This is a genomic window from Pandoraea sputorum (assembly GCF_000814845.2).
Lineage (GTDB): Bacteria > Pseudomonadota > Gammaproteobacteria > Burkholderiales > Burkholderiaceae > Pandoraea > Pandoraea sputorum.
Genome location: NZ_CP010431.2, coordinates 3,210,733 through 3,223,507, shown reverse-complemented (window position 1 = coordinate 3,223,507; position 12,775 = coordinate 3,210,733). Strand labels below are relative to the sequence as shown.

The window sequence follows — 12,775 nt, the reverse complement described above, 5'->3', positions numbered from 1 at the left end:
GGCAGGCCTTCGAATGACCGACGGGACACGTGCAATGTGCTGGACGAAGGCGTGCACGTGGCCCCGCGCACGTGCACGCCTTCATCACCAAAGCCGTTGTAGTTCTCGGCATTAGACGCGCCTCATTTTCCCGCTCCGGGAAATCCTCCCCAAGAAACAACGTTTTCCTGCTCAGTCGCTAGTCGACATGCGCTCTGCTCGAGCGACGCTCACGTGTTTGTGCGTCGTCGCGGGTCCCGCGCGCGTGGAGTTCATCGCATCGGTCGCCACCACGCATACGCTCTCCCAACTCTTGGCCCCACAGTTTTTGGTTTGCCTGGGACTAACACGCGAACCATGTGTCGCTTACGCTTGGCGGTTTGAATCAGCCGACAAATGGAGATAACGCATGACCGATTCGACGCTTGAAGTCCGCGCCGTCACACCGGAAGATTTCGATGCATGGCGACCGCTGTGGGACGGCTACAACCGTTTCTACGGGCGCTTCGACGCAACCGCTCTCCCGGAACACATCACGCGCACGACCTGGTCACGCTTCTTCGACGGGTATGAGCCCATGCACGCGATCATCGCCAAACGTGGTGAACATATGCTCGGTCTCGTGCACTTCCTTTATCACCGCAGCACGACGATGGACGGGCCGATCTGCTATTTGCAGGATCTCTTTACCATCGAAGCGGCGCGCGGTCAGGGCGTGGGGCGCGCGCTGATCGAGGCCGTCTATGCACACGCGAAGGCATCCAATTCGCCGCGGGTGTACTGGCACACACACGAAACGAACCTGACCGCCATGCGGCTCTACGACGATGTCGCCGAGAAGCCCGGGTTTGTGATGTACCGCAAGAACCTTTGAAGTTACGCGGGTGGAATTCGGGGCGTCTCGTCCGTCGGGATGATGGCCCCCGATGCGGGCGCATCAAATCCAGCCCAGGCGGCTCGAGACGCGTCTGTTTGGACATGAATCTTGCAGCACACCGAGAGATTCCCTGACCGTGTTTTCGAGTGAAGGGACGTACAAGTAACTCTGCTATGCTGCCGTCTGCGCGGCATATCGCGCAGCCAATCAGAATCACAAAAGGCGGCGAAGGCGGGGAATGAATCACGTCAAGCGCTCCATGGTTTTCACGATCGGCCATCGCGTCGATAGTGCGTCGTACTTCACAATTGTTTGTAGTTTGACCGCGGAAATCCTGAGAGTGCGAACTCATGAGAACGTATTCGGATTCGGGCAAGGACGAAGAACATCGGACGCAAGCGGCGAGCCAAGGGCGCGATGAAGCGCAGGCGACCGACGCACCGTTGACAGATAACCGGCCTTCGACGGCGGCGCTGCGTCAACTCCAGACGATCGCTCGTCACAGTCCCCGTGCCGTGCAACTGAAGTCGCTTCAGGGGCTGACGGCGGGCGGCACATCTGCCGATTCCGCCGCCCAGCGCGAGGCGAGGCCGAACAACACAGGTATTCCCGACGGGCTAAAGTCGGGCATCGAAAGCCTCAGCGGCATGTCGATGGATGCGGTGAAGGTGCACTACAACTCATCGCAGCCAGCGCAACTCGATGCGCATGCTTACGCGCAAGGCACCGACATCCACCTGGCCCCCGGGCAAGAACAGCATCTCCCGCACGAGGCCTGGCACATCGTGCAACAGGCGCAGGGTCGTGTTCAGCCGACAATGCAATTGCACGCCACGCAGATTAACGACGATCCCGCCCTCGAACGTGAAGCAGATCTCATGGGGGCGCTGGCGATGGGGCAGGGGCAAGCGCCATCGTCTACGCTCAGGGAAGTCACCAGCGGGGCCCGCGTGCTGCAAGGCAACTTCCCCGATGCGGTGAACGACGCACGCAGGGGGGCGCAAGTCATCGAGAAGGACGACGTACAGCTCGACCACATGGTGTCGCAAGAAAGTTGGCGGACGTTCAGTGAAACGCTAATCAAGACACTGGCGCCAATGACAATGGACGGGAGCAGTCGTTGGGCGGACTTGGGAGCGGCGCTTGCTGCGTTCAGAACGGAGGCGAACAAGACCGCCGGAGCGCACGTGGTACTTAGTGAGCAACACCTGATCAACATTCCCGAGAACATTGTTCCGGGACGGGCAAATCAGGTGCAAGGTGCAAAAAACTTCTTCGATCCGGAAATGAGTGGGAAGGGCGCGACAGTTCAAGAGACGGCATTCTCGCTGGAGATGCGCAAGCTCGACGACGCGATACGTCAGATCAATCAGCTTGTGGTGCACGATTTTCTGCCAACGAAAGTGGCTGACTCAAAAAAAGCGACGCATCACGATTCAGGCGTGGAAGATCATCTGGTCGCGCTGCTGAAAGAGGCCACCGCGCAAATGGTCAAGCTCAATGCCGCACCCATTTCGTCTTATACGAAGGAGCATTGGTACCAATTCGACGGAAGTTGGGTGAAGAAGCGGGGCGCCACATGGCTCACCCGCGAAAGTGACGAGGCGGCGGACATCGGGCAGGATGATGTGGAGGAGCAGGACGACTGGGCCGACCTCGAGTTCACCTTCATCGTCAAATCCATGACGCGGGTCGGGGCGAGACCGACACTGGTCAACGTCCCCGTCATGGTGACGGCGAGCGTGCCGTCCGAGACATGGAGTCATATTTTCAAGCGCCACTATCTCCCGACATTCGCGTGGGACATTCAGGCCGTCAATACCTTCTGGAAGCAGGACCCTTTCACCTATCTCGATAGCGCAGCGGGGCGGACCTTACTTCAGACCGAACTGACATCGCTCCTCAAAAAGACGTTCAACTTTTCAAAATCACTCGATCTCGTCGAGGACCACGAAACGGACTATGAGGATTGGTCTCAGGCCGACAGTACGCTATTTTTTCAAGCCGACGTCGATAGCGAATTCCTGGCGGCGGCCGCACCTCCCAAGCCGGCGAAGCGATACGAAGTGAAGATCGATATCAAATCGATTGCGCCGCAAAGTGACACCCTCGCGTACGCCATGACGCCAACTGATTTAAGAGCGCTTAAGCCGCAGGCGCAACCGGGCGGCGCATAAGGTCGTTAGGGACGTTAAGGCCGTAGGCGACGGCGCGCTGGCAGGCGTGCAAGTTCCCATTATTCCCGAGTGTCCCGTCGATAATTGACAGTTATTCGTTTTATGGTGCTGCCAAAGTTTGATCTACATCTAATTCCCCGCTCGATGGGGTACGCCGGGCCGCACAGGGCGGTCCATAATGAACTCGTCATGTTTTCATGACCCTGTCTTCCCGGTGCTCATGGTGCCCCATGCGTCCCGGTTTTGAAGCCCGCCTCCCTCAGGCGGGCTTTTTTTATGCCCCGAATGATCCGAAATGTGCGCTTTGCGTAACGCTATGATGTCCCCTATGAAATTCGAACGTGCTACGATTTTTGGCAATGCGGGGCGTTTTTCGACTTTCAGGACAGCGTGGAGACAGCAATGAGTACTTTTTTGCACGGTGGCCTCGGCTTGGGGAGTGACGGCGAGTCCGTGCGTTTCAATGTGCATGTCGACGGCAAGGTCTGGACGTGCCAGATCGGTCGAGTGGCGCTCAATCGCCTGTCAGGCGTCGATGCCGGGGGCGAAGCGCTGTTCGATCAGTTCGTCGACTTCGAAGACGAAATCGTCGACCTTGCCGCCAGGGCGATTGCACAGGGGGCCAACGTCGAGCCAATCGAAGTCGGCAAGCAATGAGCGTTTGAGATTCAAACCGGACGTTGCAGTGCCTTGCCGCCAGACAGGCGGCATCCCGCTAACCGGAACCACGGAGTCCTTCATGAGCTACGCATCGCATGAGCAGGTCTACGACTATCGCGCAGGCTATCGAATCCGCGTTCAAGCGTTTCAGAACGAGTACGCCGGACCGTGGGACTATTTGGTGCAAGTGCTGCGGCACGACAAGCCGGAAGGGCCGGAAGTGCGCTCTCCCGACGGTCATCGCGACAACCGGCTCGACGCCGAAATGGCCGGACGCAAGGCCGGAGAGCGCATCGTCGACGAACTGCTGGGTGACGGGGACGCGTGACCTTTTGCGCGCCTTCAGCCCGCCTCCGTCTCGCCACGCAAGCGCCATATCCCGTCCGCCGAGACGACGGCGCGCCCGTCTTCTGCGAGCTTATCCAGATGCGCGCGCAGCGAACGTCGCGCGACACCGTGCCGCGTTGCTGGCACGTCCGCATAGACCACCGGCGTGAGCATGTCGATGCTCGCGGGACCGACGTCCGCGAGCGCCGCCAGCGTGCTCGCTTCCCGCGCAAGCCGATGTGCCACCAGCCGCGCGATGCGCTGCGCAGGACGATCTATCACGAAGCCATGCCCCGGCGCGAGCCACTGTGGCGCTGACGCCGCCAGCTTTTCCAGCGACTCCAGATAGGTCGCCATATGGCCATCCGGCGGGTTGATGACCACCGTCGAGCCTTGCATCACGTGATCGCCGGTGAAGACCAGCTTTGCGTCGTCAAGCGAATAACACAGATGGTTCGCCGCATGCCCCGGTGTGTGGATGGCGCGCAGCGTGCGTCCATCCGGCAGCGTCACTTCGTCGTCGTCGCAGAGGGCAATGTCCGGTACGAATGCCGTGTCTTGCCCCTCGTCGTGACGCGCTTGCATGCCATACGTCACTGCACCGGTCCTTACCTTTAACAACAGGGCACCGGGCGAATGATCGCGATGCGTGTGCGTGACGAAAATCTGTCGGATGACGCCCGGCGTTGCACGCAGGATCGTGTCGGTGTGCGCGGGATCGTCGGGGCCGGGGTCGATAACCGCCCATTCGTTCTGCGGCCCTCCGCCAATCAGATAGGTGTTGGTGCCGGGGCCGGTCATCATCCCCGGATTCGATGCGGTGACGCGAAGCACACCAGGCATGAGCGTCACGACGTTCCCCGGCACGATGTCGTAGCTGCCGATGCCTTGCTCCTGTGGATCGGTCAGTGTCAGTTCGGCCCACGCTGGCTCGTCCGGCGTGACGGGCCAGCGGCCGCGTTTGCCGTTGGCGAGTCGCGGCTGGATACGCGGGATTTCGTGCCGCGCGGCCAGCGTCGACGCCGTCGCCATCGCCCGCTCGGCAGTCCCCATGCTTTCGAGCCACTGGAGCAGTTTGCGCGTGGGCGGCAACAGACGCAGTTGGTCCGCATGCGTCAGTGCATAGTGCGGACGCATCCAACGGTGCGCCGCGGTCTCGATCTGATCGACTTCGACGGATTGACCCTCGGGGAGCATCGCCAGAAAGAAGCGCGTGTCGAAACGCTTCGGCAGCGCGAGCGGCGTGACCCAGTGACTCAGATAATGCAGATGGTCGGGCGCTAGCCGAACGTTGGACGCATGGCACAACGATGCAATATCGATCTTGCCGTCGTGCAGCGCGTTACGTTGCGCGCGCATGTCGTCGAGCGCGGAGGCGCCGATGGGCACACCCGTAGCATCGACCGCGAACAACACCCCCGTTTCCTCGAAGCATTCGCGCACGGCCGCGACGTAGTAGTCGAGGCCATGATCGGTCAGTTGGAGACGTTCGCTCGCCGTGGCGTCGTCCATCCCGATGCACACTGCATGTCCTTGTCGATCGGCCGCATCGACGACGCCGCCGGGAAAGACGTAAGCGTCGGAGCTGAAGTCACCGGCCCGCACGGCACGCCGTAACAGCAGCACTTCCAGACCACTCGGGCGTTCGCGTAATACGACGAGACTCGCCGCCATCCGCAAGGACGCTGGCGAGTGCCGTGAGGGCGGCTGGGAAAGCGAGGAATGCTGGCCGTCAGGCGTAGGCGATTGCGCGTCGGGACGATCTGCCATGAGACGTGCGCACTGGGGGCGCGCGATATCGGAAAGTCCCTAGTGTGCCATCGGATTCAAGACGCCGCAGGCGGGGCGATCCCCAACTTGCGGCGTGCTGTGCGTTACGTCACCGAACAGGCGAAATCGGGACGGCGGGACGGCGGGACGGGGATCGCGATGCTTTTCGCGACGATCAGGCGGCATCGTTTGCGGCGTGGGTCGACACCATCGTCACATCGTGACGAGGGCGATAGTTCTGTGCAGACGGCATGCGCGCAGCGACCTCACTCAGCCATTGGGCGGTCAACTCGGGCTGCGTGACGGGGAGCATGTGGCCTCCGTCGATGAGCGTGAGTTGCGCACATGGGCTCGCCACCGGCAGGGTTTCGCCGTGCTGACGGTAGTCGAGAACGCGGTCGCTGCGGCCGTAAAGCACATCGACGGGCACCGCCAGGTCGGCGTATCTCGCCGCCAGCCCGGGCATGTCCCGCTCTGCTGCGAGTATGTCGACGCTGCTTGCTTCGAAGTTGCCGGGGCGATAGCCCAGCACGCCGCCGCCGCGAATGAGGAAGTCTTTGGGCGCGTCTTCAGGGCCGAAGACATACGTGAGCGTCGCGCGTCCCGTCATCATGCCGACCGGCACGGCGAGCGTGCGTCCAACCCAGCGACGCCACCAGGCACGCCGAATGGCGAGTGCACGGAAGGCCGCAGGCACTTCGGACACCGGTTGCGTCAGCGGCGCGATCAGCGCGAGCGCGCCTACGCGTTGCGGATGGTCGAGCGCGAGCGCCAGCGATACCGCACCGCCCAGCGAATGCCCGACCACCAGCGGACGCTCCAGCGCCAGCGTGTCGATCAGTCGCGCAACGACGTTCGCCTGCCATGCGATAGCGGCGTCGTGTTGCGGCCCACGTGTGGAATAGCCGGAGCCGGGGCGGTCGACGAGCACCACGCGATGCGTGCGCGCCAGCGCGGCCAGCGGCAAATATGCGAAGTTGCGCAATTGCCCCGAGAGCCCGTGAATGAACACGATGGCGGGGCCGTGTCCGAAATCGACGTAATGCAGTCGTTCGCCGTCAATATCGAGAAACTGTCCGTCCGGTGGCACGGCCGCTTCGGCGCGTCTGGCGACGCGACGCGTAAAACGCATCAGCACGAGCACCACCGCGGCGAAGGCGATGACGAGGCAGGCGAGCAAGTAGACGATGAGCATGATGTCGGACCGAAGAGCAGGCAAAGAGGGGGCGTAGAACGTGCGACGTGCGAGTCGAAGGCGTCAAGAACGCATCAAGAACGCATCCTATCAAGGTGTTGCGAGGTCCGACGATGCGACGGCACGTCGCAACGTTGCGCGACGCTCGAAATGCATGGCCCCGTCGTCGACGCTCCCCCAGCGCATCAAACGCAAGTCGCGCAGATAGTTCTGATAGAACACCCAAGGCTTGCGTCCGCCTTGCCGGGGCAGCACGCCGGCGGCGCGTTGAATGTACCCTGACGTCAGACCGATAGCGGGCAACTCGCCGTGTTCGCCGTCACGCAGATAGGGCACGCACGTATCGGCGTTATGCGCATTCATATGGTTGATCAGACGGCAGACGTACTGCGCGATCAGCTCCGCCTTAAGTGTCCAAGAGGCGTTCGTATAGCCGAAGATCGACGCAAGATTCGGTACGCCGCTGTACATCATCCCCTTGTAGGCGACCGTGTCGGCGAGCGTCACGGGCTGGCCGTCGACCCGCAGTTGCGCACCGCCCATCAGTTGCACGCGCAGGCCGGTGGCCGTCACCACGATGTCGGCGTCGAGCGTCTTGCCGCTTTTGAGCGTGAGGCCGGCAGGCGTGAATGCCGCGATCTCGTCGGTGACGATCTCGGCGCGCCCGCTGCGCAACGCCTTGAAGATGTCGCCATTCGGTGCGAGGCACAGCCGTTGATCCCACGGGTTGTAGCGAGGGGTCAGATCGCGCTCGACGTCCGCATGCCCCTGCGCTTGTTGTGCCGCGCGCTTGATCAATACGCGGCGGATGGCGTTCGGCCAGCGTCGCGCTGCATTGTAGAAGCCGAGTGTGATCAGTACGTTCTTCGTGCGCACGAGCCGGTGCGCGACCCCTGCAGGTAGCCATTTGCGCAGACGTTCGGCGACGCCGTCGCGCTGCGGCATGGACAGGATGTAGCTCGGCGAGCGCTGCAACATCGTGACGTGCGACGCACGGGTCGCCAGGCTCGGCAGCAGGGTGACGGCCGTCGCGCCGCTGCCGATGACGACGACGCGCTTGTCACGATAGTCGAGATCGGCGGGCCAATGCTGCGGGTGGACCACGGTGCCGCCGAACGTCTCCATGCCGGGCCAGGTGGGGGCGTGGCCGGCGTCGTAGGCGTAGTAGCCGCTGCACATGAAGAGGAAGCGGCACGTAAGCGTCTCCGTGTCGCAACGACCGTCCTCGTACGTGCGCTCGACGTCGAGCGTCCATCGGGCGATGCCGGAGTCCCAGCGCGCTTCGCTCACCTTGTGTCCGTAACGGATCACCTCATCGAGACCTTCGGCGTGGGCCGTCTCCTTGAGATAGTCGAGAATCTTGCCGCCGTCGGCGATGGCCTGATCGCTCGCCCACGGACGGAAGCTGAAGCCGAGCGTGTACATGTCGGAGTCGGAGCGCACGCCGGGGTACCGGAACAGATCCCACGTGCCGCCCAACGACTGACGGGCTTCGAGCATCGCGAAGCGAGTACCGGGACAGCGCTCGCGCAGATAGTGCGCGGCGGCGATGCCCGAGAGTCCTGCGCCCACAATGATGACGTCCAGATCCCTGCGTGTGCGGGACGCGCTCGCAATATCGGACACGTTTGTATTTGCCGTCATGACGAAATCCTCCGGCCGGAAATCTTCAGTTCGTGGATGAATCGGTCGCGGCGGTGCGCGCGTTTGCGGCGTCCGCAGACCGTTTGCCCGACATGGCCGAGCGCCGGTAGAACCAGACGACCATTGCCTGGTAGCTTGCGCCGAGCAGGCGGGCAAGCTTGTCGACGCGGCGCGCGTCGGGGCCTACGAGTACGCGCCGCGCATTGCGCTCGACCCCCGCGAGCATCTGGCGCGCGGCCGCGTCGGCGCTCGTCACGTCGATGAGCTTGTTGGCGCGGCGGCGATGCGTTTGCGCGTCGATGCCGGTGAACGCGGCAATGCTGTCGTCGATGCGCGATGCCGTCACGATATTGGTGGCAACGCCCCCCGGATGCACGCATGTGCACGACACGGGGGAGCCCGCCAGTTCCAGTTCCATACGCAGCGCTTCGGTAAAACCGCGCACGGCGAACTTGCTGGCGTTGTAGGCCGATTGCGTCGGCATGGCGATGATGCCGAAGAGACTCGATGTATTGACGATATGACCGTCACCGGAAGCGGTGAGGTAGGGGAGGAACGCCTGTGTGCCGTGCACCACACCCCAGAAGTTGATGTTCATCAGCCACTCGATGTCTTCAAGACGCGCGGTCGCAACCGGCACGGACAACGACACGCCCGCATTGTTGAACACGAGGTTGATCTTGCCGTGTGCGGCGGCGGTGTCGCGCGCCCACGCAAAAACGGCGTCGCGATCGGCGACGTCGAGGCGTTGCGACGTCACGCGCGCGCCGAGCGCACGACAGGCGATGGCCGTGTGCGTGACGCTGGCCTCGTCGATGTCGGATAGCGCGAGGTGCGCGCCCCGGCGCGCCAGTTCCAGGGCGAGCGATCGTCCCATGCCCGATCCCGCACCCGTGATGGCCGCTACCTTGTCCGTGAACGTCTTCATCGTGCCGTCTCCCTGTTTCCCCTGAGGGCGCCTGACGCGCGTCGCCTCTTATGGTGCTTAAGTCGTCTTGCGGCGGCGCTCGCGTTGCCTATAATGAGGTTACGCAAATTTGGTGTTGCGTGTCACCACTTTAGTTTTCCGTTAAGGTGTTGTCAAATATCGCAATGGAACAAGGACTCGAATCGAAGGATGTCGCACCGACGGCCCGGGAGGGCGGGCGGCGCTATGGCGGTGTGGCGCATGCGCAGCGGGAGCAGGCGCGTCGCACTGCGCTGATCGCCGCCGCCACCGAGGTGTTCGGCACTGTCGGCTTTCGCCGCGCCACCGTGCGCGCCGTGTGCGGTCTGGCCAAGCTCAACGACCGGTACTTTTATGCAGCATTCGACAACATGGAGCATCTGCTGCGAGTGACGTACGCGCATCACGCGCAGACGCTGCTCGAACGGTTGCAGACTGCCATCTCCGACAGTGCACCGACGCTCGACGCGCGGCTCGACGCTGGGCTGAACGCCTTCTTCGCGTTCCTGCGTCAGCCGCTTGCGGCCCGCGTGTTGCTGCTTGAAGTGATGGGCGTGAGCCCGGAGACGGACCTGACCTATCAGGGCTACATCTTCGAATTCGCGAAACTGATCCTCGCCATGGCCGAGACGCCACCGCCGACCGATGACGACGCGCAGGCACAGGCCCGAATCGTCGGGCTGGCGCTAGTGGGCGCAATGACCAACGCGGGAACGGCGTGGGTCCTCATGGGCTATCAGGACACGCAGGCGTGCATGGTGGCGAGCTGCCGTCGCGTGCTGCGAGGCGCGCTGATGTGATTTGCCCGATCTGGCTGACCCGGTGAACGTGTCGCGCGACGCTCAGCTGTGACCGACGCGCAAGGCGGCCATCGATGCCGCGAGGTGCCGCAGCGACGGCATGGCTCGCTACAATACGGCTTTCGCGTACGACGGCTGTGAAGCAGCTATGAAGCGGCTGAGGACTCGCCGTCCCCGTCGTCCACCCTAATTTCTCACTCTCCAAAGGTCGCAAATGACCACTATCGGAACCCCGCTGTCGCCGAGCGCGACGAAGGTCATGTTGTTGGGCGCTGGCGAACTCGGCCGTGAAGTGCTGATCGCCTTGCAGCGTCTCGGTGTCGAGACGATTGCCGTCGATCGCTACGAGAACGCCCCCGGCCAGCAGGTGGCGCATCATTCGCGCACCATCGCGATGACCGATCCCGAACAGCTCAAGGCGCTGATCGAAGCCGAGAAGCCCGATCTCGTCGTCCCGGAAATCGAAGCTATCGCCACGCCAATGCTCGAAGCCTTGGAAGCGGACGGCGTGGTGCGTGTCATTCCGACGGCGCGTGCGGCGCGTCTGACGATGGATCGCGAGGGCATTCGTCGTCTGGCCGCTGAGACGCTGGGCTTGCCTACGAGCCCGTATCAGTTCTGCGATTCGCTCGAAGAATTGCAAGCGGCCATCGACGGTGGCATCGGCTATCCGTGCATCGTCAAGCCGGTGATGAGCAGCTCGGGCAAGGGGCAGAGCAAGATCGACAGCGCAGCGGACGTGAAAGCCGCATGGGACTATGCCATGGCAGGCGGACGCGTGAGTCACGGCCGCATCATCGTCGAAGGCTTTATCGACTTCGATTACGAAATCACGCTGCTGACCGTGCGCGCACGCGGCGCCGATGCGCAGGTCGAGACGCACTTCTGCGCGCCGATCGGCCACAAGCAGGTCAGTGGCGATTACGTGGAGAGCTGGCAGCCGCATCCGATGTCGTCTGTCGCACTTGAACGTGCGCGTGTCATTGCACGTGACGTGACGAACAACCTGGGCGGGCAGGGCATTTTCGGTGTCGAGCTGTTCGTGAAGGGTGACGACGTGTGGTTCAGCGAAGTCAGTCCGCGTCCGCACGACACGGGCATGGTGACGATGATCACCCAGTGGCAGAACGAGTTCGAGCTGCATGCGCGGGCGATCCTCGGTTTGCCGGTGAACACCACGCTGAAGACGCCTGGCGCGAGTGCGGTGATCTATGGTGGCGTGGATGCCAAGGGCATCGTGTTCGACGGCGTCGATCAGGCCTTGCAGGTGCCGCAGACGGACATTCGTCTGTTCGGCAAACCGGAAAGCTTTGTGAAGCGTCGTATGGGGGTGGCGCTGGCGTACGACGAGAATCTGGATGTCGCGCGCAGCAACGCCGTGGAAGCGGCGAGCCGGGTGAAGCCGCGCGCTGTCTGAGCCTCCGTCCGGTTGCATCCCATAACGAAAAAACCCCGCCTTGGCGGGGTTTTCAGTTCGGGCAGTCACTAGGGTTTAGCGTACTGCCCGAGGCGCGTCGATCGCGTTAGCGACCGCTCAGCGAATCACAGACCTTAGATGGGCTGGATGTTGCTGGCTTGACGGCCCTTCGGTCCCATCTTCACTTCGAAGCTGACCTTCTGGTTTTCTTGCAGCGACTTGAAGCCCTTCGCTTGGATTTCCGAGAAGTGGGCGAAGAGATCTTCACCGCCTTCGTCCGGCGTAATAAAACCAAAACCCTTGGCGTCGTTGAACCACTTGACGGTACCAGTTGCCATTTCTTAAATCCTTAAAGTTTTCAAATGAGCGAGCGAGATGCTCAGCGAGCGCATGACATTAAAGCTGATCAGGTACAACCGAGTTGACGCAGAGGGCGACATTAGATGACACAAGACTCGCCATACAACGTTCATGCACCCGTTTTTTTACGGGAAAGGTGGGAAGGTGTCAAGCAGGGAAACTGTGGGATTGTTGATCCACGCCAGTTTCCAGCCGATTTTCGCTGCGTTGCGACATGCAATCGGTCATGCCGGACGGCCGGACGTCGTCCTGATCGCTGTCCCTTCCAATCGCTCTGCGATCCACGCTAAGTCACCTCGCTTTGCGATAATCCAGATTCCGAATCATTGAGTTGCGCGTCGAAGCGTTTTGTATTGTCGGCGGGGATGACTTCCCGTTCGCCGGGAAGTTGGGACGGTGAAGTGAGAAGGGGGCGATGTTTGCCTGCGTTTCACTTAACGCGTTAAGCATTCGATGAATACCCCGTCCGATATGCACGTATGTGGCGCGGGCACAACGGGGGAGCGACATCGTCGCGTGTCACCGGGTCGTCACCGTGCTCTGACCCCAGCGCAGCCGACCGATAAGTGGCGATCAGACAGGCATCGAATGCAAAGCGGTCGGCCGACCGCCCGGAAATCCGA

At 62.1% G+C, this 12,775-nt stretch carries 11 protein-coding genes; 6 read left to right on the top strand and 5 right to left on the bottom strand.

Features of this window, described 5'->3' with window-relative positions; translation table 11 throughout:
• Positions 1 to 388: 388 nt before the first annotated feature.
• From NA29_RS14175 to NA29_RS14160, 4 genes are all read left to right on the top strand, one after another.
• Positions 389 to 853, top strand: a complete 465-nt coding sequence (locus NA29_RS14175; protein WP_039399011.1) for a GNAT family N-acetyltransferase — start codon at positions 389 to 391, stop codon at positions 851 to 853.
• A 353-nt stretch (positions 854 to 1,206) separates the two neighbouring features.
• A complete protein-coding gene (locus tag NA29_RS25505; RefSeq protein WP_084103764.1) occupies positions 1,207 to 3,033 on the top strand; it encodes an eCIS core domain-containing protein in 1,827 nt (608 codons plus the stop codon).
• A gap of 402 nt (positions 3,034 to 3,435) precedes the next feature.
• On the top strand, positions 3,436 to 3,690 hold the full coding sequence (locus NA29_RS14165; RefSeq protein ID WP_039399009.1) for a DUF1488 family protein: 255 nt from the start codon (positions 3,436 to 3,438) through the stop codon (positions 3,688 to 3,690).
• An 82-nt stretch (positions 3,691 to 3,772) separates the two neighbouring features.
• Entirely contained in the window at positions 3,773 to 4,021 is a 249-nt protein-coding gene (locus NA29_RS14160; RefSeq protein ID WP_039399007.1) for a hypothetical protein, read from the top strand.
• 14 nt (positions 4,022 to 4,035) lie between these two features.
• On the opposite strand, the gene NA29_RS14155 is transcribed toward NA29_RS14160, so the two are convergent.
• The 4 genes from NA29_RS14155 to NA29_RS14140 all read right to left on the bottom strand — a co-directional run bounded on the left by NA29_RS14155 (position 4,036) and on the right by NA29_RS14140 (position 9,557).
• Positions 4,036 to 5,790, bottom strand: coding sequence for an MBL fold metallo-hydrolase (locus NA29_RS14155; protein ID WP_052252936.1), 1,755 nt, complete (start codon positions 5,788 to 5,790; stop codon positions 4,036 to 4,038).
• 175 nt (positions 5,791 to 5,965) lie between these two features.
• On the bottom strand, positions 5,966 to 6,985 hold the full coding sequence (locus NA29_RS14150; RefSeq protein ID WP_052252935.1) for an alpha/beta fold hydrolase: 1,020 nt from the start codon (positions 6,983 to 6,985) through the stop codon (positions 5,966 to 5,968).
• A 90-nt stretch (positions 6,986 to 7,075) separates the two neighbouring features.
• The gene (locus NA29_RS14145; protein WP_039399005.1) at positions 7,076 to 8,629 is read right to left on the bottom strand and encodes a flavin-containing monooxygenase; all 1,554 of its coding nucleotides are present in this window, start codon (positions 8,627 to 8,629) and stop codon (positions 7,076 to 7,078) included.
• Between the two features lie 25 nt (positions 8,630 to 8,654).
• The gene (locus NA29_RS14140) at positions 8,655 to 9,557 is read right to left on the bottom strand and encodes an SDR family NAD(P)-dependent oxidoreductase (RefSeq protein WP_039399004.1); all 903 of its coding nucleotides are present in this window, start codon (positions 9,555 to 9,557) and stop codon (positions 8,655 to 8,657) included.
• A 164-nt stretch (positions 9,558 to 9,721) separates the two neighbouring features.
• Here NA29_RS14140 and NA29_RS14135 point away from each other — a divergent pair, with 164 nt between their 5' ends.
• Entirely contained in the window at positions 9,722 to 10,375 is a 654-nt protein-coding gene (locus NA29_RS14135; protein WP_039399003.1) for a TetR/AcrR family transcriptional regulator, read from the top strand.
• Positions 10,376 to 10,589: 214 nt separating this feature from the next.
• The gene (gene purT / locus NA29_RS14130; protein WP_039399002.1) at positions 10,590 to 11,792 is read left to right on the top strand and encodes a formate-dependent phosphoribosylglycinamide formyltransferase; all 1,203 of its coding nucleotides are present in this window, start codon (positions 10,590 to 10,592) and stop codon (positions 11,790 to 11,792) included.
• A 134-nt stretch (positions 11,793 to 11,926) separates the two neighbouring features.
• Here purT and NA29_RS14125 read toward each other — a convergent pair whose 3' ends face one another.
• Entirely contained in the window at positions 11,927 to 12,130 is a 204-nt protein-coding gene (locus NA29_RS14125; RefSeq protein WP_039399001.1) for a cold-shock protein, read from the bottom strand.
• Positions 12,131 to 12,775 lie beyond the last annotated feature (645 nt).

Excerpts from the sequence above, each read along its gene's own strand:
- NA29_RS14175 (WP_039399011.1), top strand. The coding sequence starts at position 389 with ATGACCGATTCGACGCTTGAAGTCCGCGCCGTCACACCGGAAGATTTC.
- NA29_RS25505 (WP_084103764.1), top strand. The coding sequence starts at position 1,207 with ATGAGAACGTATTCGGATTCGGGCAAGGACGAAGAACATCGGACGCAA.
- NA29_RS14165 (WP_039399009.1), top strand. The coding sequence starts at position 3,436 with ATGAGTACTTTTTTGCACGGTGGCCTCGGCTTGGGGAGTGACGGCGAG.
- NA29_RS14160 (WP_039399007.1), top strand. The coding sequence starts at position 3,773 with ATGAGCTACGCATCGCATGAGCAGGTCTACGACTATCGCGCAGGCTAT.
- NA29_RS14155 (WP_052252936.1), bottom strand. The coding sequence starts at position 5,790 with ATGGCAGATCGTCCCGACGCGCAATCGCCTACGCCTGACGGCCAGCAT.
- NA29_RS14150 (WP_052252935.1), bottom strand. The coding sequence starts at position 6,985 with ATGCTCATCGTCTACTTGCTCGCCTGCCTCGTCATCGCCTTCGCCGCG.
- NA29_RS14145 (WP_039399005.1), bottom strand. The coding sequence starts at position 8,629 with ATGACGGCAAATACAAACGTGTCCGATATTGCGAGCGCGTCCCGCACA.
- NA29_RS14140 (WP_039399004.1), bottom strand. The coding sequence starts at position 9,557 with ATGAAGACGTTCACGGACAAGGTAGCGGCCATCACGGGTGCGGGATCG.
- NA29_RS14135 (WP_039399003.1), top strand. The coding sequence starts at position 9,722 with ATGGAACAAGGACTCGAATCGAAGGATGTCGCACCGACGGCCCGGGAG.
- purT (WP_039399002.1), top strand. The coding sequence starts at position 10,590 with ATGACCACTATCGGAACCCCGCTGTCGCCGAGCGCGACGAAGGTCATG.
- NA29_RS14125 (WP_039399001.1), bottom strand. The coding sequence starts at position 12,130 with ATGGCAACTGGTACCGTCAAGTGGTTCAACGACGCCAAGGGTTTTGGT.